The sequence below is a fragment of the Streptomyces sp. Wb2n-11 genome (genome assembly GCF_001049855.1).
Classification (GTDB): domain Bacteria; phylum Actinomycetota; class Actinomycetes; order Streptomycetales; family Streptomycetaceae; genus Streptomyces; species Streptomyces altiplanensis.
In genome coordinates, this window is the sequence record NZ_CVPB01000001.1 from 3679466 (window position 1) to 3704856 (window position 25391).

The 25391-nt window shown below is 72.0% G+C and carries 25 protein-coding genes, 5 tRNA genes, 1 other RNA gene and 2 pseudogenes; 13 read left to right on the forward strand and 20 right to left on the reverse strand.

Translation table 11 applies throughout. The features are described 5' to 3' along the window. Positions 1 to 26: 26 nt before the first annotated feature. The 5 genes from BN1555_RS38985 to BN1555_RS16750 all read right to left on the reverse strand — a co-directional run bounded on the left by BN1555_RS38985 (position 27) and on the right by BN1555_RS16750 (position 1911). Positions 27 to 191: a hypothetical protein gene (locus tag BN1555_RS38985; RefSeq protein ID WP_176710050.1), complete on the reverse strand. Its 165-nt coding sequence runs from the start codon at positions 189 to 191 to the stop codon at positions 27 to 29. A 141-nt stretch (positions 192 to 332) separates the two neighbouring features. Next, positions 333 to 419: transfer RNA gene (locus BN1555_RS16735), tRNA-Ser, on the reverse strand. 70 nt (positions 420 to 489) lie between these two features. After that, positions 490 to 918: a tRNA adenosine(34) deaminase TadA gene (gene tadA / locus BN1555_RS16740; RefSeq protein WP_093803442.1), complete on the reverse strand. Its 429-nt coding sequence runs from the start codon at positions 916 to 918 to the stop codon at positions 490 to 492. An 80-nt stretch (positions 919 to 998) separates the two neighbouring features. Further along, the gene (locus BN1555_RS16745; RefSeq protein ID WP_093800148.1) at positions 999 to 1541 is read right to left on the reverse strand and encodes a tRNA adenosine deaminase-associated protein; all 543 of its coding nucleotides are present in this window, start codon (positions 1539 to 1541) and stop codon (positions 999 to 1001) included. A gap of 184 nt (positions 1542 to 1725) precedes the next feature. Beyond that, positions 1726 to 1911: a hypothetical protein gene (locus BN1555_RS16750; protein WP_093803443.1), complete on the reverse strand. Its 186-nt coding sequence runs from the start codon at positions 1909 to 1911 to the stop codon at positions 1726 to 1728. Between the two features lie 106 nt (positions 1912 to 2017). Here BN1555_RS16750 and upp point away from each other — a divergent pair, with 106 nt between their 5' ends. Further along, positions 2018 to 2653 carry a uracil phosphoribosyltransferase gene (gene upp, locus BN1555_RS16755; protein WP_093800149.1) on the forward strand — a complete coding sequence of 212 codons (636 nt, stop codon included), beginning with the start codon at positions 2018 to 2020 and terminating at the stop codon, positions 2651 to 2653. 25 nt (positions 2654 to 2678) lie between these two features. Here the strand turns inward: upp and BN1555_RS16760 are convergent, their stop codons facing one another. From BN1555_RS16760 to BN1555_RS16775, 4 genes and pseudogenes are all read right to left on the reverse strand, one after another. Beyond that, a complete protein-coding gene (locus BN1555_RS16760) occupies positions 2679 to 3305 on the reverse strand; it encodes a LytR C-terminal domain-containing protein (protein WP_093800150.1) in 627 nt (208 codons plus the stop codon). 126 nt (positions 3306 to 3431) lie between these two features. Then, a complete protein-coding gene (locus tag BN1555_RS16765) occupies positions 3432 to 3734 on the reverse strand; it encodes a type II toxin-antitoxin system VapB family antitoxin (RefSeq protein ID WP_093800151.1) in 303 nt (100 codons plus the stop codon). A gap of 472 nt (positions 3735 to 4206) precedes the next feature. Then, positions 4207 to 4857: pseudogene (locus BN1555_RS16770) on the reverse strand (ATP-binding cassette domain-containing protein); the annotation flags it as partial. 113 nt (positions 4858 to 4970) lie between these two features. Next, the gene (locus BN1555_RS16775; RefSeq protein WP_093800153.1) at positions 4971 to 7265 is read right to left on the reverse strand and encodes an ATP-binding cassette domain-containing protein; all 2295 of its coding nucleotides are present in this window, start codon (positions 7263 to 7265) and stop codon (positions 4971 to 4973) included. Between the two features lie 302 nt (positions 7266 to 7567). Here BN1555_RS16775 and BN1555_RS16780 point away from each other — a divergent pair, with 302 nt between their 5' ends. The 4 genes from BN1555_RS16780 (at position 7568) to BN1555_RS16795 (ending at position 9760) form a co-directional block, all read left to right on the forward strand. Further along, positions 7568 to 7783, forward strand: coding sequence for a hypothetical protein (locus BN1555_RS16780; RefSeq protein WP_093800154.1), 216 nt, complete (start codon positions 7568 to 7570; stop codon positions 7781 to 7783). Between the two features lie 354 nt (positions 7784 to 8137). Further along, positions 8138 to 8521: a hypothetical protein gene (locus tag BN1555_RS16785; RefSeq protein ID WP_141662859.1), complete on the forward strand. Its 384-nt coding sequence runs from the start codon at positions 8138 to 8140 to the stop codon at positions 8519 to 8521. Between the two features lie 73 nt (positions 8522 to 8594). Then, on the forward strand, positions 8595 to 9152 hold the full coding sequence (locus BN1555_RS16790; protein ID WP_093800156.1) for a helix-turn-helix domain-containing protein: 558 nt from the start codon (positions 8595 to 8597) through the stop codon (positions 9150 to 9152). Continuing rightward, the gene (locus BN1555_RS16795) at positions 9149 to 9760 is read left to right on the forward strand and encodes a GNAT family N-acetyltransferase (RefSeq protein WP_093800157.1); all 612 of its coding nucleotides are present in this window, start codon (positions 9149 to 9151) and stop codon (positions 9758 to 9760) included. The genes BN1555_RS16790 and BN1555_RS16795 overlap by 4 nt, the downstream gene beginning before the upstream one ends. 67 nt (positions 9761 to 9827) lie before the next feature. On the opposite strand, the gene BN1555_RS16800 is transcribed toward BN1555_RS16795, so the two are convergent. Both BN1555_RS16800 and BN1555_RS41620 read right to left on the reverse strand, forming a co-directional pair. Next, positions 9828 to 10220: a TetR family transcriptional regulator C-terminal domain-containing protein gene (locus tag BN1555_RS16800; protein WP_255306058.1), complete on the reverse strand. Its 393-nt coding sequence runs from the start codon at positions 10218 to 10220 to the stop codon at positions 9828 to 9830. An 83-nt stretch (positions 10221 to 10303) separates the two neighbouring features. Next, positions 10304 to 10507: pseudogene (locus tag BN1555_RS41620) on the reverse strand (TetR family transcriptional regulator); the annotation flags it as partial. Between the two features lie 15 nt (positions 10508 to 10522). On the opposite strand from BN1555_RS41620, the gene BN1555_RS16805 reads away from it, so the two are divergent. Together BN1555_RS16805 and BN1555_RS16810 are read left to right on the forward strand one after the other, a co-directional pair. Next, positions 10523 to 11554 carry a carboxylesterase family protein gene (locus BN1555_RS16805; protein WP_176710051.1) on the forward strand — a complete coding sequence of 344 codons (1032 nt, stop codon included), beginning with the start codon at positions 10523 to 10525 and terminating at the stop codon, positions 11552 to 11554. Beyond that, a complete protein-coding gene (locus tag BN1555_RS16810; protein WP_093800159.1) occupies positions 11551 to 12057 on the forward strand; it encodes a carboxylesterase family protein in 507 nt (168 codons plus the stop codon). Before BN1555_RS16805 ends, BN1555_RS16810 begins: the two co-directional genes overlap by 4 nt. A gap of 66 nt (positions 12058 to 12123) precedes the next feature. On the opposite strand, the gene BN1555_RS16815 is transcribed toward BN1555_RS16810, so the two are convergent. Further along, positions 12124 to 12211: transfer RNA gene (locus BN1555_RS16815), tRNA-Ser, on the reverse strand. Positions 12212 to 12309: 98 nt separating this feature from the next. Between BN1555_RS16815 and ffs the strand changes: the two genes are divergently transcribed. From ffs to BN1555_RS16845, 6 genes are all read left to right on the forward strand, one after another. Next, an RNA gene (gene ffs, locus BN1555_RS16820) (signal recognition particle sRNA small type) lies at positions 12310 to 12408 on the forward strand. 42 nt (positions 12409 to 12450) lie between these two features. Then, positions 12451 to 14595, forward strand: coding sequence for a DNA polymerase III subunit gamma and tau (locus tag BN1555_RS16825; RefSeq protein WP_093800160.1), 2145 nt, complete (start codon positions 12451 to 12453; stop codon positions 14593 to 14595). A 61-nt stretch (positions 14596 to 14656) separates the two neighbouring features. Further along, complete coding sequence (purD, locus tag BN1555_RS16830; RefSeq protein ID WP_093800161.1) at positions 14657 to 15910, forward strand: phosphoribosylamine--glycine ligase; 1254 nt, start codon at positions 14657 to 14659, stop codon at positions 15908 to 15910. Between the two features lie 220 nt (positions 15911 to 16130). Beyond that, the gene (locus tag BN1555_RS16835) at positions 16131 to 17804 is read left to right on the forward strand and encodes a M48 family metalloprotease (protein WP_093800162.1); all 1674 of its coding nucleotides are present in this window, start codon (positions 16131 to 16133) and stop codon (positions 17802 to 17804) included. Positions 17805 to 18153: 349 nt separating this feature from the next. Continuing rightward, on the forward strand, positions 18154 to 19662 hold the full coding sequence (locus tag BN1555_RS16840; RefSeq protein ID WP_093800163.1) for a N,N-dimethylformamidase beta subunit family domain-containing protein: 1509 nt from the start codon (positions 18154 to 18156) through the stop codon (positions 19660 to 19662). An 85-nt stretch (positions 19663 to 19747) separates the two neighbouring features. After that, on the forward strand, positions 19748 to 20647 hold the full coding sequence (locus BN1555_RS16845; RefSeq protein ID WP_093800164.1) for a phosphoribosylaminoimidazolesuccinocarboxamide synthase: 900 nt from the start codon (positions 19748 to 19750) through the stop codon (positions 20645 to 20647). Positions 20648 to 20699: 52 nt separating this feature from the next. On the opposite strand, the gene BN1555_RS16850 is transcribed toward BN1555_RS16845, so the two are convergent. The 8 genes from BN1555_RS16850 to BN1555_RS16885 all read right to left on the reverse strand — a co-directional run bounded on the left by BN1555_RS16850 (position 20700) and on the right by BN1555_RS16885 (position 25228). After that, positions 20700 to 20772, reverse strand: a tRNA-Gly gene (locus BN1555_RS16850). 22 nt (positions 20773 to 20794) lie between these two features. Then, on the reverse strand, positions 20795 to 21418 hold the full coding sequence (locus BN1555_RS16855) for a response regulator transcription factor (RefSeq protein WP_093800165.1): 624 nt from the start codon (positions 21416 to 21418) through the stop codon (positions 20795 to 20797). Continuing rightward, positions 21415 to 22710 (reverse strand): sensor histidine kinase, encoded by a 1296-nt coding sequence (locus BN1555_RS16860; protein WP_093800166.1) that lies wholly within the window; start codon positions 22708 to 22710, stop codon positions 21415 to 21417. Before BN1555_RS16860 ends, BN1555_RS16855 begins: the two co-directional genes overlap by 4 nt. A gap of 32 nt (positions 22711 to 22742) precedes the next feature. Next, a complete protein-coding gene (locus BN1555_RS16865; protein WP_093800167.1) occupies positions 22743 to 23510 on the reverse strand; it encodes an ABC transporter permease in 768 nt (255 codons plus the stop codon). Further along, on the reverse strand, positions 23507 to 24478 hold the full coding sequence (locus BN1555_RS16870) for an ABC transporter ATP-binding protein (RefSeq protein WP_093800168.1): 972 nt from the start codon (positions 24476 to 24478) through the stop codon (positions 23507 to 23509). The genes BN1555_RS16865 and BN1555_RS16870 overlap by 4 nt, the downstream gene beginning before the upstream one ends. Before the next feature lie 134 nt (positions 24479 to 24612). After that, positions 24613 to 24685, reverse strand: a tRNA-Gly gene (locus BN1555_RS16875). A 53-nt stretch (positions 24686 to 24738) separates the two neighbouring features. Further along, positions 24739 to 24810 (reverse strand) — tRNA-Gly (locus BN1555_RS16880). A 100-nt stretch (positions 24811 to 24910) separates the two neighbouring features. Further along, the gene (locus BN1555_RS16885) at positions 24911 to 25228 is read right to left on the reverse strand and encodes a histone-like nucleoid-structuring protein Lsr2 (protein ID WP_093800169.1); all 318 of its coding nucleotides are present in this window, start codon (positions 25226 to 25228) and stop codon (positions 24911 to 24913) included. Positions 25229 to 25391 lie beyond the last annotated feature (163 nt).

Consider the following 25391-nt stretch of genomic DNA (forward strand, 5'->3'; position numbering starts at 1 on the left):
ACTCCTTCGATGCGGAGGGCGTCCGCTCACTGGATCAGCTGGGACATGAGATCGCCGACGCCCTGGGCGGCAGTGGACACGCCTTCGAACCCTACCTGGACGAAATCGGCCGCCCGCTGGGGGAAATTGATGATCGTGTACAGCACGAAGACGACGACCACGTAGAGCGCTATCTTCTTCGCTTGCACCATGTTCTTCGGCCTCTCCTGCCGGTCCCCTGAGTCGCGTGAGTCTAACCGCAGGAACCAGCAGTTCAGGGGACATGTTTTCGACCGGGACGGCCGGAGCAACACGAAAGCCCCGACTCGGGGAGTCGGGGCTTTCGTTCTGAGCGGTAGCGGTGGGATTTGAACCCACGGAGGAGTTGCCCCCTCACACGCTTTCGAGGCGTGCTCCTTAGGCCGCTCGGACACGCTACCGAGAGAGAGCTTAGCCCACGGGGGGCCGTGCTCCGAAATCGGTTGTCCGGCCGGTCCTCCGGCCGACCCCTCAGCGGTCCCTGAAGAAGGCCGTCAGCCGGTCCGAGCACTCTTCTTCGAGCACGCCCCCGATGACCTCGGGCCGGTGGTTCAGTCTCCGGTCCCGTACGACGTCCCAGAGCGAACCGGCCGCGCCCGCCTTCTCGTCGAGCGCTCCGTAGACCACCCTCTCCACCCGCGACTGCACGAGCGCTCCCGCGCACATCGTGCACGGCTCCAGGGTGACGACGAGCGTGCAGCCCGTCAGCCGCCACTCGCCGAGCGCGTGCGCCGCCCTGCGGATGGCCAGCACCTCGGCGTGCGCCGTCGGGTCGCCCGTCGCCTCACGCTCGTTGTGGCCCGCCGAGAGCAGCGAGCCGTCGGGGGCCAGCAGGACGGCGCCGACCGGTACGTCACCGGCCACCGCCGCCCGTGCCGCCTCGTCCAGGGCCAGGCGCATGGGCGCCCGCCACCGGTCCCGTACCGGATCCGGGCCCGGATCCGGTACCTGTTCCTGTTTCTCTGTCACTGCCGGACCCACTACTGGACGGTCTCCAGCACGTCGGCGGCGCCCAGGGCGTCCGCGATCTCGTTGAGCGCGTCCGTGCCGAGCGCCAGCAGCTCCTCCCCGGGCAGGCCGAGGTCCGCCAGGATCCCCGCTTCCCCGAGCGGGCCCGCCGGTACGGCACCGCTGTCGTCCGCCGTGATCTCCTCCTCGTCGTCGATGGCTTCCTCGTCCGGTTCCCCGTCCTCGGTGCCGTCGAGGTCGACGAGCACTTCCAGGACGTCCGGGTCCTCGGGGTCCCGGCCGAGCAGTTCGTCGGTGAGCAGGATCTCCCCGTACGAGGAACGGGCGGCCGCGGCCGCGTCCGAGACATAGATACGAGGGTCCTCCTCGCCGTCCACCCGGACGAGGCCGAACCATGCGTCTTCCTGTTCGATGAAGACGATCACCGTGTCGTCGTCGACCGTGGCCTCACGGGCCAGATCGGTCAGGTCGGACAGGGTTTCCACGTCGTCGAGCTCCGTGTCGCTCGCTTTCCACCCGTCTTCGGTGCGCGCGAGCAGTGCGGCGAAGTACACCGTGACTCTCCCACTGGTCTTGAGAAGTGCCGGTTGGAGTTCCTCCCGGCTGGAGGGTTCGCTGAGGTGGGGGGAAACCGTTTCGCAGCTCCGAGCCCCGCCCACTCGGAATCGTGGCAGAAACAATCGCTCCGTGAGAGGTCTTCCGCTCTTGCGTCGTGTCCCAGTCCCGCGAGCAGGCCCGCTACCAGCGGAAGGTGCGCATCCGCATCTGCTGCCGCATCCGGGCCGCCCGGGCCCGGCGCGGCTGCACCCGGTCACGCAGTGCCTTGGCCTCGTACAGCTCGCGCAGGAACTGGGCGCGCCGCCGCCTCCGGTCGGCCTCACCTGTGTTTTCCTGCTGTTCCTGACCGTGCTCCCCGTCCGGCATCGACCACACCACCCCAAACCCGGGTTTGTTCCCCACCCCACCTTCCCCCCGGCCGGCGGATTGATGCCAGCGCGGGCGGCCGGGATGCCCGGTTACTGTTGACGCCATGCGGATCCATGTTGTCGACCACCCGCTGGTGGCGCACAAACTCACCACGCTGCGCGACAAGCGCACCGACTCCCCGACCTTCCGGCGCCTCGCCGACGAGCTGGTCACCCTGCTCGCGTACGAGGCCACCCGGGACGTGCGCACCGAGCAGGTCGACATCCAGACCCCGGTCACGTCGACGACGGGCGTGAAGCTGTCCCACCCGCGCCCCCTGGTCGTGCCGATCCTGCGGGCCGGCCTGGGCATGCTCGACGGCATGGTGCGGCTGCTGCCGACCGCCGAGGTGGGTTTCCTCGGCATGATCCGCAACGAGGACACGCTCCAGGCGGAGACGTACGCGACCCGGATGCCGGAGGACCTCTCCGGCCGCCAGGTGTACGTACTCGACCCGATGCTGGCCACCGGCGGCACCCTGGTCGCGGCGATCCGTGAACTGATCAAGCGCGGCGCGGACGACGTCACGGCGGTCGTGCTGCTCGCGGCGCCCGAGGGCGTCGAGGTCATGGAGCGGGAACTGGCCGGCGCTCCGGCCACCGTGGTCACCGCCTCGGTCGACGAACGGCTCAACGAGCACGGCTACATCGTGCCGGGCCTCGGCGACGCGGGCGACCGGATGTACGGGACCGCCGGCTAGCGGCAGCCGTACGGACGCGGCGTTCTCAGCACTTGGAGGAGGGCGCGGGCGCGGGCTTGGCCAGAACGGCCAGGGCCCTGTCCGCGTCCTTCTTCGCGTCCAGCTTCTTGAAGTCCGTGCCCAGGATCAGGTCCACGTCGGCGCCCTTGCGGGTGTCGGCCTTCCGCAGGGCGCCCTTGAGTTGCGTGCCGAGTACGGGCAGGGTGCCGGCGAGCGCCTTGGGCGAGCCCAGCAGCAGCCCCGAGCCCTTGACCTTCTTGTCGTACTCCTTGGGGGCGTTGCCGATCTCGCCGATGGCGAAGCCGCGCTTCTTCAGCTCGTCGGCGGTGTTCTTGGCGAGGCCGGAGCGCGGTGTCGCGTTGTAGACGTTGACCTTGATCCTGGCCGGCTCGGGCAGCGCGGCCTTCGGCGACGCGGACGGCGCGGGCTTCTCGCAGCCCTGCCCGCGTCCGGCGGCCCTGGTCCGCTTCTCGCCGCCCGTGAAGACGTCGATGAGCTGCAGAGTCCCCCAGCCGGCCAGACCGAGGGCCACGATCGAGGCCGTCACCACGAGGAGGGTCCTGCGTCGGTTCCGGGGGCGTCGCATGCGCGGGAACTTCTTGCCCGTAATGCGGTACTTTCCGCCCATGCCGGGGGGTGTCAGCATGCTCATGGGCGCAGCGTAGTGCGCCTCGGTGATGATGCCTACTAAATGATCAATGACGTGGGTCGGACCAACCCGTAAGGACCAACAGGGGCGGCCTTCCGGGGCCGTCCGGGTGACCGGGCGGCCCGATGATCAGATGTTGTCGAGCTCGAGGACGCGCGCGTGCAGCACCTGGCGCTGCTGGAGCGCGGCGCGGACCGCGCGGTGCAGTCCGTCCTCCAGGTAGAGGTCGCCCTGCCACTTCACGACGTGGGCGAAGAGGTCGCCGTAGAACGTCGAGTCCTCGGCGAGCAGTGTCTCGAGATCCAGCTGGCCCTTGGTGGTCACCAGCTGATCGAGGCGGACCGGGCGCGGCGCGACATCCGCCCACTGCCGGGTGCTTTCCCGGCCGTGGTCGGGATACGGCCGGCCGTTTCCGATGCGCTTGAAGATCACACGGAAAGCCTACCGGGCGAGCGGCTCCGGGCGCAGCCATGAGGGCGGGGCGCAAAGGCCGTATCAACCGCCAGAACGGGAGCAAGCAATGAGTGGAAGTGATCCTTCCGGTGATGTGGTGCGGTTCGGGCGGCCCTACCGCGGTGGATTGCGGCGGGTCGTGGCGGACGCCACCGTACGGGGAGCGGGGCGGGCGGGTTTTCCCCCGTTCGGGGGACGCCCGTCACGGGAGCGGCTCCGCTGCGACTCCGGGCTCGTCGGTTCCGGCCTCGTCCTGCGGTGATCACGCGTACACGCCCGCTTCGCGCACCTCACCGCCCGCCACCTCCAGTCGCGTCCCCGTGAATCCGCCCCGTATCCGCCGGTCGTGCGTGACGATCACGAGCGCGCCCGTGCAACAGGCCAGGGCCGCCTCCAGCTCCTCGACAGGGCCGGCGCCAGGTGGTTCGTCGGCTCGTCGGCTCGTCGAGCAGAGGAACACGCGGTCGTGGGTGACCGCGACCACCGTGCCGCGGTGCGCGAGCAGGTGCTCCTCCAGCCGCCCGAGGGCCTCGTCGTCGAGGTCGTCGGTGGGTTCGTCGAGCAGCAGCACCTCCGGCGCGGCGGCCAGGGCCGCGGCGAGCGCGAGCCGGGAGCGCTGCCCGCCGGAGAGCGTGCCGAGGGGGCGGGCGCGGTCGGGGGCGGTGCGCTCGCCGAGCCTGCGCGGGGCGGTGTCGACACGGCGGTCGGCGTCGTGGCCGCCGCGCGCCTCGAACCCGGCCACGAGGGCGGCGTACGGCGAAAGCCCGTCCGGACCCGTGTGGCCGAGGTCCGCTTCGGCCTGCCGCATGCGCCGCTCCAGCGCCCGCAGTTCGGCGAGGGCGAGGTCGACGGCGGCGCCGACCGGTGCGGTGGGCGGCGGGCCGAGGGTCCGGGCGAGGTGGCCGACGCCGCCGGGGGCGATGACGGGGCGGCGGGTGCCGGCGAGGAGGCGGAGCAGGGTGGACTTGTCCGACCCGTTGTCGCCCACGACGCCTGCTTTCCCGCCGGGCCGGACGGTGAGGGAGACGCGGTCGAGGACGACGTGGTCGTCGTACCGCACGGTGACGCCGGACAGGGCGAGTCGAGTACCGGATCGGAACAGGAGCGGCCTTCTTCCACGGAAATCGATATGAGACGTTCCGTATCGACTTCGCCGCAGCCGCCCCCTCCCCTTCTACGCGAAACGTTTCGTCTCGCCTCTCCGCGAGGCGGCTGTCAGCCGATGTACTGCCGCAGGTGCTCCGCCGTCAGGGTGTCCCCGTCCGCGACGAGCTCCGCCGGGGTGCCGGTGAAGACCACCCGGCCGCCGTCGTGGCCGCCGCCCGGCCCCAGGTCGATCAGCCAGTCCGCGCGCGCCATCACCGCCTGGTGGTGTTCGATGACGACGACCGTGTTCCCGGCGTCGACCAGCCGGTCGAGGAGCGCCAGGAGCTTGTCGACGTCCGCCATGTGCAGTCCGGTCGTCGGCTCGTCCAGGACGTACGTCGTCGACTTCTCCGCCATGTGGATGGCGAGCTTCAGCCGCTGCCGCTCGCCGCCCGACAGGGTGCTGAGCGGCTGGCCGAGACGGAGGTAGCTCAGCCCGACGTCGATCAGGCGGCCCAGGATCGCACGGGCCTGCCCGGACGGGAAGAAGTCGTACGCCTCGGCCGTCGACATGCCCAGCACCTCGCTGATGTTCTTGCCGCGCAGGGTGTAGGTGAGCACCTCCGGCGTGAAGCGCCTGCCCTCGCACTTCTCGCAGACCGACGCCACCCCGGCCATCATGGCGAGGTCGGTGCAGACGAGGCCGAGGCCGTTGCAGCCCGCGCAGGCGCCCTCCGAATTCGCGCTGAAGAGCGCCGCCTCGACCCCGTTCTCCTTGGCGAAGGCGGTGCGGATCGGGTTCAGCAGGCCGGTGTACGTCGCCGGGTTCGACCGGCGCGAGCCCCGGATCGGGGACTGGTCCGCGACCGCCACGCCGTCGCGCACCGACAGGTAGCCGTGGATCAGCGAACTCTTGCCGGAGCCGGCGACGCCGGTGACCACGGTCAGTACACCCGTCGGGATGCCGACGTCGACGCCCCGCAGGTTGTGCAGGTCCGCGCCCTCGATCGAGATCTTCCCGCGCGGCTCGCGCACGCTCTCGCGCAGCCGCGCCCGGTGCCCCAGATGGCGCCCGGTGAGGGTGTCCGAGGCGCGCAGGCCGGGCACGTCGCCGCTGTAACAGATCCGGCCGCCCGCCGAACCCGCGCCCGGGCCCAGGTCCACCACATGGTCGGCGATCGCGATGACCTCGGGCTTGTGCTCGACGACGAGGACCGTGTCGCCCTTGTCGCGCAGGCGCAGGAGGAGGTCGTTCATGCGGTTGATGTCGTGCGGGTGCAGTCCGACGGTGGGCTCGTCGAAGACGTACGTGACGTCGGTGAGGCTGGATCCGAGGTGGCGGACCATCTTCACGCGCTGTGCCTCACCGCCGGAGAGCGTGGACGACGTACGGTCCAGGCTCAGATAGCCGAGGCCGATCTCGACGAGCGAGTCGAGGGTGTGGCGCAGGCCGGCGAGCAGCGGCGCGACCGACGGTTCGTCGATCCTCCGTACGAAGGCGGCCAGGTCGCTGATCTGCATGGCCGAGCACTGGGCGATGTTGACACCGTCGATCACCGAGGACAGCGCGGCGGCACTGAGTCGGGCGCCGCCGCAGGCCGGGCAGTCGGTGAAGACGACGGCCCGGTCCACGAAGGCCCTGATGTGGGACTGCATCGCGTCGCGGTCCTTGGAGAGGTAGACCCGCTGGACCTTCACCACGAGGCCCTCGTACGTCAGGTTGTTGCTGCCGACCCTGATCTTGGTGGACGGCTTGTGGAGGAAGTCCTCCCACTCGGTGGGCGTGAAGTCCTTCAGTTTCCTGTCCGGGTCGTAGAGGCCGGAGCCGGCCATGACCTGCCAGTACCAGGAATCGACCGCGAAGCCGGGAACGGTGATCGCGCCTTCGTTCAGGGACAGTTCACGGTCCACCAACTGGTCGGTGTCGATCTTCGACACCTGCCCGATGCCCTCGCACTCGGGGCACATGCCCTCCGCGCTGTTGAAGCTGAAGGCGCTGGACGTCCCGATGTGGGGCGTGCCGAGGCGGCTGAAGATGATCCGCAGCATCGTGTACGCGTCCGTCGCCGCGCCCGCCGTGGAACGGGAGTTGGCGCCCATCCGCTCCTGGTCGACGACGATCGCCGCGCTCAGGTTGTGCAGGGCGTCGACGTCGGGGCGGCCCGTGCTGGGCATCAACGACTGGAGGAAGGCGGTGTACGTCTCGTTGATGAGCCGCTGCGACTCGGCGGCGATGGTGCCGAAGACGAGCGAGGACTTGCCCGATCCGGAGACGCCGGTGAAGACCGTGAGCCGGCGCTTGGGGAGGTCGACCGACACGTTCGCCAGGTTGTTCTCGCGGGCACCGCGCACCTGGATCACGTGGTGGCGGTCCGCGGCGGTCGGCTGGTGGCTGGACGGGCCGGCGGACGGGTCGGCGGGCATGGCGGCGCTCCTGGAGGCGAGAGGGCGGGGAAGTCGTGCATTCTGTCGGTTCCGGCAGCCCGGCGGGGGCCGGAATCGGGCAATCCGGAACTGGGCGGGCCGGTGCGCCCTCTCCGCCGGGAACCCTCCCGCCTCCCGCCGCGCGCCGCCCGTGCTCGGGCGGCGGGGCCGGCACCACCCCTCGGGCGCGTTCCGGGCCGGACCGGCAGGGGCCTGACGGAGCCGCGCGGCATGATTGTCAGACCCTCGTGGAACGATTCCCTGGTCGGCTGTAAACAGCACAGTTTACGGGTGGGGGAGTCATGGTCTCGTACGACGAGCGCGACGCATGCGACGCGTGCGGTGTTCCGCGCGGCAGGTGGCGGGCGGTTCTGGGGATGACGCTGTGCGGTCCGTGCGAACGGACCGGAGGCAGCCGTCCCGGCCGTGAACCGGTGCTGCTCGCCGAGGTGCTGGCCGTCACGGTGGCCGGGTTGTCCTTCGATGTCACACGTGACGCGGCGGTGTCGTCCTCATGACGGGAACGAAGAAAACGACGCGGCAGGGGAAGCAGAGGAATTCGACGCGCTCCGCGGACGCCTGACGGGCATCGCCCACGGGATTCTCGGCGGCGTCGACGAGGCCGAGGACGTGGCCGGGCGTCACCCTGCGCCGGGTGGACGCGCGCGGCCGAGCTGTCGGACGGGACGGTGCTGGACGCCCGTACCGTCATGTGGACGGTGGACGGTGGACGGTGGACGGTGGGCAGTGGGCAGTAGACGGTGGGCGGTGGGCGTCCGGGCCGGCCCGCTCACCGCCCTGCTCCCCGCCCCTCCGCCTCCCCCGACCGCATCGGCCGCCTGACGGCCGATCCCTTTCTCCGGGTCGCCGGTGTGCCCGGGGTGCACGCCGCCGGGGACACGGCAGCGGCGTACGCCGAAACGGGCCACCGGGTGCTGCCGAGCTGCCGGCACGCCGTCCCCCTCGGCATACTCGCGGGGCACAACGCGGCCGCCGCCCTGCTGGGCCTCGCGCCCGCCGCCTTCGCGCCGAAGCCGTACGTGACGTGCCCGGACCTCGGCGGCGCGGGGGCGGTGTTCACCACCGGCTGGGAACGGACCGTACGGCTGACCGGGCCGGAGGCGAAGGCACGCAAGCGCATGATCACAGAGCGGTGGATCCACCCGCCGCTCGACGACGCCGAGGAGATCCTGCGCCAGGCCGACCACAGCCGTCCCCTCGGCGAAGAGGAGGGGGAAGGGGAGCGGGCGGCGTGACGGACTGACGGACTGACGAACTGACGGACTGACGGACTGACGGGCGTCCCAGGAGTGGGATATCTTCTCTGATATGAGAAGTATCGAGGACCGTCTGGCGGCCAGGCTCTCCGAGCTGCGCACGGAGCGCGGCTGGTCGCTGGACGAGCTGGCGCGGCGTACGGACATCAGCCGGTCGACCCTTTCGCGGCTGGAGCGTGCCGAGATCAGCCCGACGGCGGCGGTGCTGGGCACCCTGTGCACGGCGTACGGGCGGACGATGTCGCATCTGCTCGCCGAGGTGGAGACCGAGCCGCCGCAACTGGTCCGTAGCGACCGCCAGTTGGTGTGGCGCGACGAGGAGTCGGGCTTCACTCGGCGGTCGGTGTCCCCGCCGCACCCCGGACTGCGGGGCGAGATCGTCGAGGGGGTGCTGCGGCCGGCTGCGGACATCTCGTACGAAGGACCTCCCGTGCCGGGCATCGAGCAGCACATCTGGGTACTGGAAGGCGCCCTGGAGGTCACGGCGGGCAGCGGCGTCCACGAGCTCCGCGCCGGGGACTGCCTGCGCTTCCGGCTCTGGGGCCCTTCGCGATTTCGCTGCCCGGGCCCCGGTCCGGTCCGCTACGCGGTCATGGTCGTCCTGCCATGACCGCCGCCACGCGGACTCATGCCGTGGCGCGCCTGTCGCCCGACGAGTTCCGCGACAGTGTGCAGGGCCTGGCCGGCCTCCTCGTGGACACGGTCGACGGCAACGCGTCCGTCGGCTTCCTCGCCCCCTTCGGCCACGACGAGGCCGTCGCCTGGTGGACCGCCCGGCAGCCGGCGGTGGACGACGGCAGCCTCGCCGTGTGGGCCGCCCGAGGCCCCGGCGGCATCGTCGGCACCTTCAGCCTCGTCCGCAGCCCCAAGCCCAATGGCCGGCACCGCGCCGAACTGGTCAAGCTCATGGTCCGCCGCGACGCCCGCGGCCAGGGACTGGGCCGCGCACTCCTCGCCGCCGCCGAAGAGGCCGCCGCCCGCGCCGGAGCCACGCTCCTGCTCCTGGACACCGAGACCGGCAGTCCCGCCGAACACCTCTACCGCGCCGCGGGCTGGACCCGCTACGGCGTCGTCCCCGACTACGCGGGCGACCCGGCCGGCACCCTCAGGGACTGCAGCTTCTACTTCAAGCGCCTGACGCCCACGCGCGCCGCGGCCGCGGCCGTGGGCCGGGGCCACCGCCCGGAGGAGGCCGGCGGCGTCGAAGACGGCGCGTGAGACCGGCGCCGGCGGCTTCTGCGAGTTCCACGGATTTCACGGGTCCCGCGGAGGCGGCCGGTGCGCCTCAGCGCGCGAGATCGCCGAGACCGCGCAGTCCTTGGAGCACTTCGGCGGTGGTGGGCGCGGTGGCCGGGTCGCCGAGGTGCTGGATCATCAGGCCCGACATCAGCGCGAGCTGGACGCTGCCGAGAGTCCGGACGGAAGTCTCCGCCACCTCGCTCTCGGGGACGTTCTCCAGGATCGCCGCCATGCCACGGCGGCCCTCCGCCATGCCTTCCCCCAGCGCGGCGCGCAGTTCCGGCTGACGCTGGGCCTGCATGAACAGCTCCATGGAGGCCAGCCACAGGTCGGGATGGGCGGTGAAGTCCGCGATGAGGCTTTCCCACATCTGCTCGAAGTGACGCTCCGTGGAGCCGTCGGCGTCGGGGACGAGCGCCCGGCCCATGCTGTCCCCCACTCGTCGAGGATCTCGAAGAGGGCTTGGTTGAGCAGCGTCTCCCTGGATCCGTAGTGGTAGCCGATGGCAGCCATGCTGACGCCGGCCGCGGTGGCGATGTCGCGGACGCTGGTGCGGTCGTACCCCTTCTCCCGCAGGCATGACTTGGCGCCTACGAGGAGGGCTTCACGGTTCCCCATGCGCGGCAGCGCAACACCCCTGTTGGGCGATTGCATGAGGCGCACGAATGATGCGAACGCATTGCGCGATCGCCCAAATCTGTTCAGCGTTCCTCCCATGAGACACATCAGGGGCGTTTCCAGGTGGTTCGTCGCCGCGCTGACGCTGGGGGACTGGGATGGGGGCCGGGCCTCGGTCCGGCCGCGTCCGCCGATGCGGGGAGGGCCGGGACGTCGAAGACGCAGACCCTCGGCACGGTCGTCACCACGACGACGGGAAAGGTGCGCGGCGAAGCCGACGGGACTCTGCGCAGTTTCCGGGGCGTCCCCTACGCGACTCCGCCGGTCGGCGCGCTGCGCTGGGCCCCGCCCAGGCCGGCCGCGGCCTGGACCGGCGTGCGCGGGGCGACCACCCCGGGCGCGCCCTGCGCGCAGCCGGCGGGACTCCCGGTCGGGATGCCGAGCGAGAGTGAGGACTGCCTCTGTCTGAACGTCACCGCACCCGCCGAGTCCGACGGCAGGCGGCCGGTGATCGTCTGGATCCACGGCGGCAGCCCGATGTACGGCACCGGTGACATGTACGGACCCGACCGTCTGGCCGCCGGAGGCGCGGTCGTGGTCTCGATGAACTACCGGCTGGGAGCGATGGGCTTCCTGAGTACCCCTGCCCTGGAGGGCGCGGACGGACTCGGGCTGGAGGACCAGCAGGCGGCTTTGCGCTGGGTCCGCGCGAACGCCGCCTCCTTCGGCGGCGACGCGGGGAACGTCACGGTCATGGGCCAGTCCGGCGGTGGCTACAGCGTGTGCGGCCACCTCGCCTCACCCCTGTCGGCCGGCCTCCTCGACCGGGCCGTCGTGCAGAGCGCCCCGTGCGCCACGGGCGGCTCCCGCACCCGGGCCGAGGCGGAAGCCAGGCGGATCGTCACGGCGGTGAAGTGCGAGAAGAACACGGCGGCCTGCCTGCGCGAGGTGCCCGCAGCCGATCTGCTGAAGGCGTACGGCCCGTTCAACGAACCCCGCCCGGTGTCCGGTACGAAGCTGATGCCGCTGTCCCCGCGGGAGGCGCTGCACACCGGACGGTTCAACCGGGTGCCCGTGCTCATCGGCGTCAACCACGACGAGGAGCGCGGCATGGTCCTCGGCCAGGAGCTGGCGCCGGGGGGGGCGCCCCCATGAAACCGGAGGCGTACGAACCCGCGATCCGCGAGGAGTTCGGCGACAGGGCCGACGACGTACTGAAGCGCTACCCGCTCGGCGCGTTCCCCTCGGCGGGCGAAGCCCTGGCGGCGGTCCGCACGGACGCGGCCTGGTCGGCCCCGGCCCTGGACACCGCGCGGCTGCCCTCGAAGTGGGCCCCGACCCGGATGTACGAGTTCGGCGAGCGTGACACGCCCTGGTTCGACGCGTACCCGGCGCCGAGCTTCGGCCAGCGCGCTCAGCACATGTCGGAGCTGGCCTACCTGTTCGGCATGGACCTGTTCCAAGAGGTGAAGGACGGGCAGGCGCGATTCCGCGACCGGATGATCAGCACGTGGGTGGAGTTCGCCGCCTCGGGCCGGACGGACTGGCCGCGCTTCCAGGAGGACGGCGGACACGTGCAGACGCTGGCCTCGGACGCCTGGAGGCGCGCGGACTTCGCGAAGGACCACGCCTACCCGTTCTGGAAGAACCACCGCTGACCGACCTGGAGCACGACGAAGGCCCCGACCGGAATCCGGTCGGGGCCTTCTGTACCGCGGAAGCGGTGGCGGAGGATACGAGATTCGAACTCGTGAGGGGTTGCCCCCAACACGCTTTCCAAGCGTGCGCCCTAGGCCACTAGGCGAATCCTCCGCCGCAAACAATACAAGACGTTGAGGAGTGCTCGCGAACGCGTTCCGCGTGGTCGGGGTCCGGCTCGTTTTTCCGGGGGGTGATCCGCTACTGTGGGGGCCAGCCCCTCACGTGGCGCTATCTCACCGAACTCCCCCAGGGCCGGAAGGCAGCAAGGGTAAGTGAGCTCTGGCGGGTGCGTGGGGGGCGCTTGCGTTGGGCGGGGACGGTTGTCGGTGGGTCCCGATAACCTCGTATGCGTGTCGTCCCTTGCGCTCTACCGCCGCTACCGTCCCGAGTCGTTCGCCGAGGTCATCGGGCAGGAGCATGTCACTGCCCCGCTGCAGCAGGCCCTGCGTAACAACCGGGTCAACCACGCGTACCTGTTCAGCGGGCCGCGGGGCTGCGGAAAGACGACCAGCGCGCGCATCCTCGCCCGCTGTCTGAACTGCGAGCAGGGGCCCACGCCCACCCCTTGCGGCACGTGCCAGTCCTGTGTCGACCTGGCCAGGAACGGCCGGGGATCGATCGACGTCATCGAGATCGACGCCGCCTCGCACGGTGGCGTGGACGACGCCCGTGACCTGCGGGAAAAGGCGTTCTTCGGTCCGGCCAGCAGCCGCTACAAGATCTACATCATCGACGAGGCGCACATGGTCACCCCGGCGGGCTTCAACGCCCTGCTGAAGGTGGTCGAGGAGCCTCCGGAGCACCTCAAGTTCATCTTCGCGACGACGGAGCCCGAGAAGGTCATCGGCACGATCCGGTCGCGTACGCACCACTACCCCTTCCGCCTGGTGCCGCCCGGGACGCTGCGCGACTACCTCGGCGAGGTGTGCGGCAAGGAGAACATCCCGGTCGAGGAAGGGGTGCTTCCGCTGGTCGTGCGGTCCGGGGCCGGGTCCGTGCGCGACTCGATGTCCGTCATGGACCAGCTGCTCGCCGGCGCGGCCGAGGACGGTGTGACATATGCCATGGCCACCGCGCTCCTCGGGTACACGGAGAGCTCGCTCCTCGACTCGGTCGTGGACGCCTTCGCGGCGGGCGACGGAGCCGCCGCGTTCGAGGTCGTGGACCAGGTCATCGAGGGCGGCAACGATCCGCGCCGGTTCGTGGCCGACCTGCTGGAGCGGCTCCGGGACCTGGTGATCCTGGCCGCCGTTCCCGACGCACGCGAGAAGGGCCTGATCGACGCGCCCGCGGACGTCGTGGAGCGGATGCAGGCCCAGGCCTCGGTGTTCGGCGCGGCCGAGCTGAGCCGCGCCGCCGACCTGGTCAACACGGGGCTCACCGAGATGCGGGGCGCGACGTCGCCGCGGCTCCAGCTGGAACTGATCTGCGCCCGGGTGCTGCTGCCCGCCGCCTTCGACGACGAGCGTTCGCTCCAGGCGCGGCTGGACCGGCTGGAGCGCAACGGCGCCGGCGGCGCGTTCATGGCCGCGGCCGCCGCTCCCGGCCCCGCGATGGGGTACGCACCGGGGCCCGACGCGCACGGGGGAGCGGGTGCGGCCGTGCCCGCTCCCGCTGTGCCCGTGGCTCCCGCTCCCCCGCAGGTGGCCGCACCGCCCGCTCCCGCCGCCGTCGAGGGCGGGCAGCGTCCCGGTGCGTGGCCCGGTGCGGGCGGCGGCGCCGGCGGCGGCGCCGGGCAGGACGCCGGTCGCCGGCCCGGCGGGTGGCCCACCGCCTCCGCTCCGGGCCAGGGCCGGCCGGAGTCGCAGGCCGCGCCCGTCGCGGCCCCGGCGGCCCCTGCCGCGCCCGCGCCCGCCGTGTCGCAGTCGGCCGCCCAGGGCGCCGCACAGGTGCAGAACATGTGGCCGGGCATCCTGGAGGCCGTCAAGAACCGGCGGCGCTTCACCTGGATCCTGCTCAGCCAGAACGCCCACGTCAGCGGCTTCGACGGGACCACGCTCCAGATCGCCTTCATCAACGCCGGCGCCCGGGACAACTTCGCGAGCAGCGGCAGCGAGGACGTGCTGAAGCAGGCGCTGGCCGAGTCCTTCAACGTGCAGTGGAAGGTCGAGTCGGTCGTCGACCCGTCCGGTGGCGGCGCGCAGCCGCCCGGTGGCGGCGGCTTCGGCGGACGGCCCCCGGCCCCGGCCCCGCGTCCCGCGCCCCAGTACCAGGCGACCCCGGCCGCCCCCTCGGCTTCCCAGCCCCCCGGCCCGCAGCGCCCGGCGCCGGAGACCGCCCCGGGTCCCGGGCCCGGAGCTGGTCCCGGTCCCGGTCCCGGTTCTTCCTACGCCGCGGATTCGGCGCCCCCGCCTCCTCCCCCGCCGCCGATGGCGATCGAGGACGACGTACCGGAAGAGGACGATCCGGACCTCGTCGACTCGGCGCTGTCCGGCCACGACCTGATCGTGCGGGAGCTGGGTGCGACGGTCGTCGAGGAGTTCACGAACGAGTAGCCGGCGGGAGCCCGGCCGACGCCCGGCGGGGGGAGCGCGGCGCGCGGGCTAGGCTGCACCCGTGAAGGTCCTCGTCATCGGCGGCGGCGCCCGCGAACATGCCCTGTGCCGCTCTCTGTCCCTCGATCCCGACGTCACCGCGCTGTACTGCGCCCCCGGCAACGCCGGGATCGCCGAGGTGGCCGAGCTGCACCCGGTCGACGCCCTCGACGGTGCGGCCGTTGCCCGGCTCGCCGGCGAGCTCGGCGCCGGCCTCGTCGTCGTAGGCCCGGAGGCGCCGCTCGTCGCCGGGGTCGCCGACGCCGTGCGCGCGGCCGGCATCCCCTGCTTCGGCCCGTCCCGGGAGGCCGCTCAGCTGGAGGGCTCCAAGGCCTTCGCCAAGGACGTGATGGCCGGGGCGAACGTTCCCACCGCCCGCAGCTACGTCTGCACCACCCCCGAAGAGATCGACACGGCGCTGGACGCCTTCGGCGCGCCGTACGTCGTCAAGGACGACGGTCTCGCCGCGGGCAAGGGCGTCGTCGTCACCGACGACATCGAAGCGGCCCGCGAGCACGCGCTGGCCTGCGACCGCGTGGTCATCGAGGAGTTCCTCGACGGCCCCGAGGTCTCGCTCTTCGCGATCACGGACGGTGTGACCGTCCTCCCCCTCCAGCCCGCGCAGGACTTCAAGCGCGCGCTCGACGGCGACGAGGGCCCGAACACCGGTGGCATGGGCGCGTACTCCCCGCTCCCGTGGGCCGACCCCAAGCTGGTCGACGAGGTCATGGCGACCGTGCTCCAGCCGACCGTCGACGAGCTGCGCCGCCGCGGCACGCCCTTCTCCGGGCTGCTGTACGCGGGTCTGGCGATCACCTCGCGCGGCGTGCGGGTCATCGAGTTCAACGCCCGTTTCGGCGACCCGGAGACCCAGGTGGTCCTGGCCCGCCTCAAGACCCCCCTGGCGCGCGTGCTCCTCGGCTCCGCCCACGGCACTCTCGACGTCGAGCCCCCGCTGAACTGGCGCGACGCCGCCGCCGTGACGGTCGTCATCGCCTCGCACAACTACCCGGACACCCCGCGTACGGGCGACCGGATCGAGGGTCTCGACGAGGTCGCGGCCCAGGACGCGCCCCACGCGTACGTTCTGCACGCCGGAACCAGGCGGGACGGCGACGCCGTGGTGAGCGCGGGCGGCCGGGTGCTGTCGGTGACCGCGACGGGAGCGGACCTGACCGAGGCCCGCGAGCGGGCGTACGCCGCGGCGGCGCGGATCCGGCTCGACGGGGCGCAGTACCGGACGGACATCGCCCGGAAGGCGGCGTCCGAGGCCTGATCCCACGCCCCTTCCGACGCCCGACCGCGTCAGCAGCTTTCCCCAAAGCCATTCCATCGAGTGACCACTGGTCCATCCGGCTGACGGCCGCCGAACCCCCAACTAGGGTGCGGCGCAAGCATTCCGGCACTTGGCCCACCGACATTGCGATGTCAGTGGCGGGTGCCACAGTGGGGGAATGAGCAAAGCCGTCGCAGGGCGAAGGGGGTGACGTCCGGCCGTGTCCGGTACCGGTAAGGGTGTGGAGAAGGGCGCACAGGCCGCGCGTTCCAGGGCTCTCGCCGTGCTGCGCGTCCGCGGCAGGGCGCTTGCCGTCGCCCTGCTTCCCGCGGCCGTCGCCGTCGTCCTGCTGGTGGGCGGCGCCACGGGCCATGCGGTCGGCGGAGGCTGGGACGCCGCGCGCTGGGTGACGTCCGTCGTCGCGGTGGTGGCGCTGCTGGCGGCCGTCGCGGTAGGGGCCGTGGTCGTACGGGCGAGGCCGGCCGTCACCCCGACGGTGGAGGTCGCCGAGGAGTCCGCGCCGGACCTCTACCGGCTGGTGCGCGACCTGGCGGACCGCCTGGAGGTGCCGGCGCCGTCCGCGATAGCGCTCACGCCGGACTGCGACAGCTGGCTGGAGGACCGCACGCACCCGGCATCGGCGTCCGTACCGGCCGCCCCGGCCCCCGCCCCCGCGCGGCGCAGAACCGCGGCCGCCCCCGTGCTGGTCATCGGCTCGCCGTTCCTGTGGTGGATGCGGGTGGCCGAGCTGCGGGCGGTGCTCGCCCCGGTCGTCGCCGGTACGGGGCCCTCCGCGCACCCCGACATAGCCGCCGCGCGCCGCTTCGTGCGGGGCCTGGACGCCGCCGTCGCGGTCGCCGCCCACCCGGACCAGAGCCTCCTGCGCCGCGTACCCCTCGGTTTCATCGGCTGGGCCTCCCGGCTGATGCTGCGCAGCTGCCGCGTGCACGCCGCCGAGATGGAGCGGGGCGTAGCGACCGCCGCGTCCGAGCGCGCGCAGACCGTGGACTACGGCCTGCGGATCGTGGCCCAGGAGCAGGTCGGCCTGGCGTACGCGGGCTGGGACCGGCTGCTGACCCGGGTCGCGCTGCCCGCCTGGCGCATGGGCCGCTGGCCGTCCCGCCTCGACGCGGGCGTGGTCTCCGCCCTCACCGAACTCTCCCGGCGCGACCGTCTGGCCGAGGGCTTCACCTCCCGGCTGGGCGACCGGCCGGCGTGCGACCTCCTGGAGGAGCCCGGCGCCGTGGACGAGGCCGCCTCCCTCCTCGCCGCCCGCCTCTTCCACGGCGGCCCCGTCGAACCGGGGCCGGACTGGTCCCCGGTGGACTGGCCGCAGTACCCGGAAGAGGTCGTCGATCGAAAGTGGCGCGCCGACGCCGCCCGCCTGCACCGTGTGCTGGACACCCTGGGCATACGCCGCCCCGCGGCCCCCGACGCCCCCACCCTGGCCCGGGTGATGGACCATCTGTCGGCGCCCCCGCCCACGAGCGACGCGCCCCGCCCGGCGGCCGAGGCGCTTGCCACGGCCATCGAGGCGGAGGTCGCCCGGGAAGGAGCGCCCGCCCCGGCGACCGCGCCGCCCGGGCCCGACGAGGGCGACGGCCTGTGGGAGACCGGTCCCCTCCCGCTCTTCCCGCTCCAGCCGCCCAGGGCCGGCCGTGACCTGCTCGCCGACCACGTCACCGCGATGGTCTGCTGCGCCGCCGTCGACACCGCCGGCGCCGTACCCGGCCTGGACTGGCTCGACGGTCCCGTACTCCTGGTCGAGGGCGAGCGTCACGCGGATCTGCCCGCCCATGTCCTGAGCCTCGTCGAGGACGGCGACGCGGCGCCGCTCCGCTCCTGGCTGGCCTCTGCCGGCGTACGTCCGGAGAAGCCGGTCCGCCTGGTCTGAGACCCCCCGCGCCGCGTGCCACGCCGGCGGGAGGGGGACGTGCCGGGGCGCTTCCCGCAGGGCGTCGGACGCAGCCACCCCGAAGCAGACCCGTACCCGGACGTCCGGCACCCGAGGAGGCGCCCCGGCACGGCTCCGGCCCCGAAGCCCCCGTACCCCCAGAGGCACCGCACCTCGGACGCCTCGCAAGCCCTCTACCACGCCCCTCGCGTACCGGAGGCTCGGATTCCGTTCACGTCTATTCGCGACGAACGGTGACGGAGTGCGTGCGTTATGTGATGTGCTGGGGGTCAGTAGCTGACAAGTGGTGCACCACTGTTGTCTCGGGGGCTTGAGGGAGGGAAGCGGTATGGGGGACGAATTCATCCGGCGCTGGGAATCGGGAGCTCTCGCGCATGCCGTTTCCGACCCCTTCGGCCAGGGTCCCCTGCCCTGGCTGCGCGGTGGCGAGCACTACTTCAGCGACAGCGGTCAGGTCATCCCCTGGTACGCCGAGCACACCGAGTACACCGAACACGTCGACCCCGTCACCGGCGTCAGGCTCCCGCAGCCCCGCTCCACCTCCGCCGGCGGCCCCCGCAACGCCGACGACGTGGGCCAGCAGATCAAAGGCTTCGCGTCCCCCGGCGCGGCCGCGCCCGGCGAGGCGATCGACTTCCACATCACCGTGGACCCGCCCCAGCAGTTCTCCGTCGACATCTACCGGATCGGCCACTACAGCGGCCACGGCGCGGCCAAGATCACCACCAGCCCCCGTCTGTCCGGCATCGTCCAGCCGGCCCCGCTCGCCGCCGACCGCACCGTCTCCTGCCACCACTGGTGGCTTTCCTGGCGTCTGCAGATCACGGAGTTCTGGAACGTCGGGGCGTACGTCGCCGTGCTCACCACCGCCGACGGCTACCGCTCGCACATTCCCTTCACGGTCCGCGACAGCCACCCCGCCGACCTCCTCCTGCTCCTGCCCGACATCACCTGGCAGGCGTACAACCTCTACCCGGAGGACGGCCGCACCGGCGCCAGCCTCTACCACGCGTGGGACAGCATGGGCCGCCTCCTCGGCGAGGAGGACGCGGCCACGACCGTCTCCTTCGACCGCCCGTACGCCGGAGCGGGCCTGCCCCTCCACGTGGGCCACGCGTACGACTTCATCCGCTGGGCCGAGCGCTACGGCTACGACCTCGCCTACGCCGACGCCCGCGACCTGCACGCGGGCCGCATCGACCCGACCCGCTACCGCGGCCTGGTCTTCCCCGGCCACGACGAGTACTGGTCCGCCCCCATGCGCCGCACCACCGAGCTCGCGCGCGAGGCGGGCACCTCCCTCGTCTTCCTCTCCGCCAACACCATGTACTGGCAGGTCGAACTCGCGCCCTCCCCCTCCGGCACCGCCGACCGCCTCCTCACCTGCCGCAAGCGCCGCGGCCCCGGCAAGCCCGCTCTCTGGCGCGAGGTCGACCGTCCCGAGCAGCAGCTGATGGGCATCCAGTACGCCGGACGGGTCCCCGAGCCCAGCCCCCTGGTCGTACGCAACGCGGACCACTGGCTCTGGGACTCCACCGGCGCCCACGAGAACGACGAGATCGAGGGCCTGGTGGCCGGCGAGGCGGACCGTTACTTCCCGCGCACCGCCCTCCCCGAGCACCAGCGCCGCATCCTGCTCGCCCACTCCCCCTACCGGGACGGCGACGGGGCCCTCCGCCACCAGGAGACATCGCTCTACCGGGCCCCCAGCGGCGCCCTCGTCTTCGCCTCGGGCACGTTCGCATGGTCCCCGGCCCTGGACCGTCCGGGTCACATGGACCCGCGCATCCAGCGGGCCACGGCCAACCTCCTGGACCGCATCTGCAAACGTGACTGAGCTCCCGGGCCGCCCCGCCACGACGTCCGCGCTCCGCATACGGGAGAATCGGAAGCGCTCCTGGATCAACCTACGCGGAGGAACCGTGTCCGGATTCGTAGAAAAGCCCGAGCCTCTCCAGCTCCCGGGCCTGACCCACCTCCACACGGGCAAGGTGCGTGACCTCTACCAGAACGAGGCGGGCGACCTCGTCATGGTCGCCAGCGACCGCATCTCCGCGTACGACTGGGTGCTGCCCACGGAGATCCCCGACAAGGGCCGGGTGCTGACCCAGCTCTCGCTCTGGTGGTTCGAGCAGCTCGTGGACATCATCCCGAACCACGTCATCTCCACCGAGCTCCCGCCCGGAGCCCCCGCCGACTGGGCCGGCCGTACGCTCGTCTGCACGTCCCTGCGGATGGTCCCGGTCGAGTGCGTGGCCCGCGGCTACCTCACCGGCTCGGGCCTCGCCGAGTACCAGCAGTCCCGCACCGTGTGCGGCCTGGCCCTCCCCGAAGGCCTGACCGACGGCTCCGAGCTCCCCGCGCCGATCTTCACGCCCGCCACGAAGGCGGCCGTCGGCGATCACGACGAGAACGTCAGCTACGAGGAAGTCGCCCGCCAGGTCGGCGCCGAGACCGCCGCCAAGCTGCGCCAGACGACCCTCGCCGTGTACAGCCGGGCCCGCGACATCGCCCGTGACCGGGGCATCGTCCTCGCCGACACGAAGTTCGAGTTCGGCTTCGACGGCGACCGGCTGGTCATCGCCGACGAGGTGCTGACCCCGGACTCCTCCCGATTCTGGCCCGCCGCCACCTGGGAGCCCGGCCACGCCCAGCCGTCGTACGACAAGCAGTACGTCCGCGACTGGCTGACCTCGCCCGCCTCCGGCTGGGACCGCAAGGCGGAGCTGCCGCCGCCCGCTCTCCCGCAGGAGATCGTCGACGCGACCCGGGCGAAGTACCTGGAGGCGTACGAGCTCCTCACCGGCACCAACTGGTCCTAGGCCAACGCAGAAGGCCCCGGTCGTGACGACCGGGGCCTTCTGACTCACTCTGAGCGGACGACCAGGTTCGAACTGGCGACCTCAACCTTGGCAAGGTTGCGCTCTACCAACTGAGCTACGTCCGCATGCGCCGTGGCGCGATGCCCACTATACCCAACCCCGCTCGCGTGCGATGCGTACAGCCGTATGACGATTTTCCGCACCCAGCTTCGAAGCGGCCGACGACAGGTAGTTGCGCACTGTCCCCGGCGACAGTGCGGCCCGCTCCGCGATCTCCGCGACGGGCGCCCCGTCCGCCGCCAGCTCCAGCACCTCCGCCTCGCGCGCGGTCAGCGGCGAGTCTCCCGCGGAGATCGCGTCGGCCGCCAACTCCGGGTCCACATAACGGTTTCCGTCCCGTACGCTCCGGATCAGTTCGGCCAGCCGCTGCGCGCTGACGGTCTTCGGCACGAACGCCCGCACCCCCGCCGCGAGCGCCCGCTTCAGGTGCCCGGGCCGCCCGTGGCTGGTCACGATCATGCAGCGGCACCCGGGCAGCTCGGTCCGCAGGGATGTGGCCACACTCACACCGTCGATCCCCGGCATCTGCAGATCCAGGACGGCGACGTCCGGCCGGTGCGTCCGCGCCATCGCCAGCGCCTCGGGCCCCGTGGCCGCCTCGGCGACGACGACCAGATCGTCCTCCAGCGCGAGCAGCGCGGCGAGCGCGCCCCGGATCAGATGCTCGTCGTCGGCCAGCAGCACCCGTACGGGAACCGGGGGAGCGGTCATCGCAGCGCCTCCCGAGCCGGCGCCCCTTGCGCCGGCACCTCCTGCACCGGCACCCCCTGCGTCCGCGTCGCCCGCGTCCGCGCCTCCTGTGCCAGCGGCACTTCGGCCGTGAGCCGGAACCTGCCGTCCTCCACCGGCCCCGCCCGCAGCGTCCCGCCGACCGCGGTCAGCCGCTCCCTGAGCCCGGCAAGCCCCGACCCCGGGGTGCCCGGAGCGGACCCGCCCTCCGCGCCGTCGTTCTCCACGACCAGCACCGCCCGCCCGCCGCCGGACGTCAGCCGCACCGTGCAGCTGCGCGCGTCCCCGTGCCGCAGCACATTGGTCGTCGCCTCCCGTACGACCCAGCCGAGCGCCGACTGCACGCCCGACGGAAGCCCGTCGCCGAGCGGCTCCCGAACCATCAGGCAGTCGATGCCCGCCGCACTCAACACGCCCCGTGCTCCTTCCAGTTCGGCGGACAGATCCGCGTCCCGATAGCCGCGTACGAGCTCACGCACCTCGCGCTGCGACTCCTGCGCGATCCGCTGCACCTCGGCCATCTGGTCGGCGGCCTCCGGCCTGGCGCGCCGCGCCAGCCGCACCGCCAGCTCGCTCTTGAGCGCGATGACGGCCAGATTGCGGCCCATGACGTCGTGCATGTCCCGCCCGAAGCGCAGCCGTTCCTCGGCGACCGCCAGCCGGGCGGACACGTCGCGGGACCGGTCCAGCTCCCAGATCATCGCCATGAACCAGGCCGTCGAGCGCGTGGTGACCAGCGCGAACAACCCCACGAAGAACACGACGACCGCAGCCGACACCGCGAGCGGGGGCTCCGCCCCGGTGGCAGCCGTCGCGCCGGCCACCAGCGCCGCGGTCACCACCGATCCCAGCACCAGCCGTCGCAGCGTCGACAGCATGAACGTCGACATGGCCGGGGACAGCAGGGCGTACGGCAGCATGTGCAGCATCGCCGCCCCGTCGCCGATCCCGCCGATCGCCTGGAGCACCAGGAGCAGGCTCACCGAAACGCCGCCCAGGGCCAGCGCGACGGCCGCCGACCGCCACGGCGCCGGAGCCCCGTCGACGTAGTGCGCGAGCCCGTGGTGGATGGTGTGCATCGCGACCGCGCACTGGGCCACGGAGAGCGCCACCAGCCCGCGTGCGAGCGCGACGGCGTCGGGGTCGCGGGCGAGCTCCTGGGCGAGGGGGGTGAGGATGCTGACCGGGATCAGCCACGGCAGGACGTACAGCACCGCCCGCATGTACAGATCCAGCTTCGCGGCCTGGCTCCGCTTCCGCCAGAAACCCCTCATCCCCGTCCCCCCGCTCTCTTCTCTCCGGTCGCCTAGCGCCGCGGTTCCCAGCGGAACCATCGCTGCACGGCGAACACCGACAGTACGGTCCAGGCCACCGCCGTGGCGACGGCGCCCAGCGCCTCGTACGCCCCCAACTGCCCGGTCCAGCCGCCCCGCACCAGTTCCACGGCCGGCGACAGCGGCAGCAGCTCGCAGACCGAGGCGAGCGCGTCCGGCATCAGCTCCAGCGGTACGACGACCCCCGACCCGGCCATCGAGACCAGCAGCATCGGCATGATCGTGATCTGCGCGCCCTCGGCGGACCTGGTGAAGACCGTCGTCGCCGCCGCCGTCGTGCTCGCGACCGAAAGACCCAGCACCACCCCGGCCACCACCCACAACGGATCGGCGGGCATCTCCATCCCCAGGACCACCGCCCCCGCGACCACCAGCAGCACGCACTGCGCGCACCCGGCCGCCAGCGTGGCGGCCGCCGTCCCGGCCAGGATCTCCGCGTCGCCCGGCTCCCCGGTCCGCAACCGCTTGAGCACAAGCTCCTCGCGCCGCACCACATAGACCGTGACCAGCGCCGAGTACACCCCGAAGAGCAGCACGAACGCCACGGACATCGGCATCAGCGCCGCGCCCAGTGACATCCCGGCCTCCTTCAGGGCCGCGCCGTCGAGGAACGGCCGCATCGCGTAGGTCATCGCGACCGGCAGCACCAGCGCCGTGATGAGCACCGCCTTGTGCCGTACGAGCAGCGTCAGTTCGGCCCGCGTCAGCGCCGCCATACGCCCCGCGACAGCCGTGCTCATCGCGCCGCCCCCTTGCCCGCCGTGTCCGCGTCGTCCGCTTCCTTTTCCTTCGCCTCCCGCGCGATGCTCAGGAAGGCCTCCTCCAGCGAGGCCGACCGCGCATCGAGCCCGCGCAGCTCCACCCCCGTCGTGCCGGCCCATGTCAGCAGCCCCGTGGCGGCCGCCTGGAGCCGGTCCGTGAACAACCGCACCGACCGGCCCGCCACCTCGTGCCCCGTGACGCCCAGTTGCCCCAGCGGCGGCAGGTCCCCCAGGTGGTAGCCGTCCGGCAGCTCGAAGGCGATCTGCGACGGGTACGCCGCCACGACCTCGTCGACCCGCCCCTCGGCGGCGATCCGCCCCTCGTGCATGATCGCCAGCCGGTCGGCGAGCTCCTCGGCCTCCTCCAGGTAGTGCGTGGTCAGCAGTACGGTCGTTCCCCCGTCGCGCAGCTCGCGCACCAGCTCCCACGTCTCGCGCCGCCCCTCGGCGTCGAGACCCGTCGTCGGCTCGTCGAGGAAGAGGACCTCCGGCCGCCCGAGCAGCGCCATCGCCAGGTCGAGCCGCCGCCGTTCACCGCCGGACAACTGCTTGACCCGTACGCTTTCCCGCCTCCCCAGTCCCACCAGCTCCAGCGCCTCGCCCACCGGCCGCGCTCCGCTGGTGCACCCCGCCCACATCCGGGCCGTCTCGCGCACGGTCAGCTCGGACGGGAAACCGCCCTCCTGGAGCATCACGCCGACCCGGGGACGTACCTTCGCGCGTTCGGTGTACGGATCGTGGCCCAGCACCCGGACGCTGCCGCCGCTGGGCGGGGCCAGGCCCTCCAGGAGCTCCAGGGTCGAGGTCTTGCCCGCGCCGTTCGTACCGAGCAGCGCGAAGAGCTCGCCGCGCGCCACGGAGAAGGAGAGCGAGCGGACGGCCTCGAAGCCGCCGCCGTAGACGCGCCGCAGCCCTTCCGCGTCGATCACATAGTCATCGGTGGTCATGTCCCCAGACTCCCGCCGGACCACGGCCGGCGGCAGTGCGTGCTGTCACCACTGCACATGACAAATGTCAGTACGGCCGGGGGCGGACACGACGAAGACCCCGGTCGCAATGACCGGGGCCTTCGTACTCGCTGAGCGGACGACGAGATTCGAACTCGCGACCCTCACCTTGGCAAGGTGATGCTCTACCAACTGAGCCACGTCCGCATATGGTGCCACCACTGTACCCGACCACCGAAGTGGCCGGTCTAGCGATGCAGAGCGGGTGACAGGAATTGCACACTGCGCCTTCCCCCTGGAAGGGGGATGTTCTACTACTGAACTACACCCGCACGCTGCTCGGGGACCGGCCCTTCGGCCTTGCCCCTCGGCGTGATCCAGACTCTAGCCGACAGGTGGGGGGGCAATGCAAATCGGCTCCTCCACGCGTCGTCAGGAAGCCTCCGTGAAGGCCTCGTAGACCTTCTTCGGGATGCGGCCGCGGGCCGGCACGTCCATCTGGTGCGAGCGTGCCCACGCGCGCACCGCCGCCGGGTCGGGGGCCACGGAGGTGTGGCGGTAGGTCCTGCCCGACTTCGACTGCTTCCGGCCGGCCTGGATGAAGGGCTCCAGCGCCGTGCGCAGTTTCTTTGCATTGGCGGGATTCAGGTCGATCTCGTACGACTTCCCGTCCAGGCCGAAGCTGACCGTTTCCGCTGCTTCCCCTCCGTCGATGTCGTCGAAGAGCGTGACCACTACGCGCTGAGCCACGGATATCGGTCCTTTCCTACGGCGTCACCACGCTTGACGTGGGGCGACGCCGGCCTTCCGGCTGTTTTGGGGCAATGCTGATTTCTTCGCTATTCCTTTGTACAGCGACAGCCATTGCATGGTGTAGCCCAGTTAATTCCGTCCGCGTGTCCGTACGCAATCG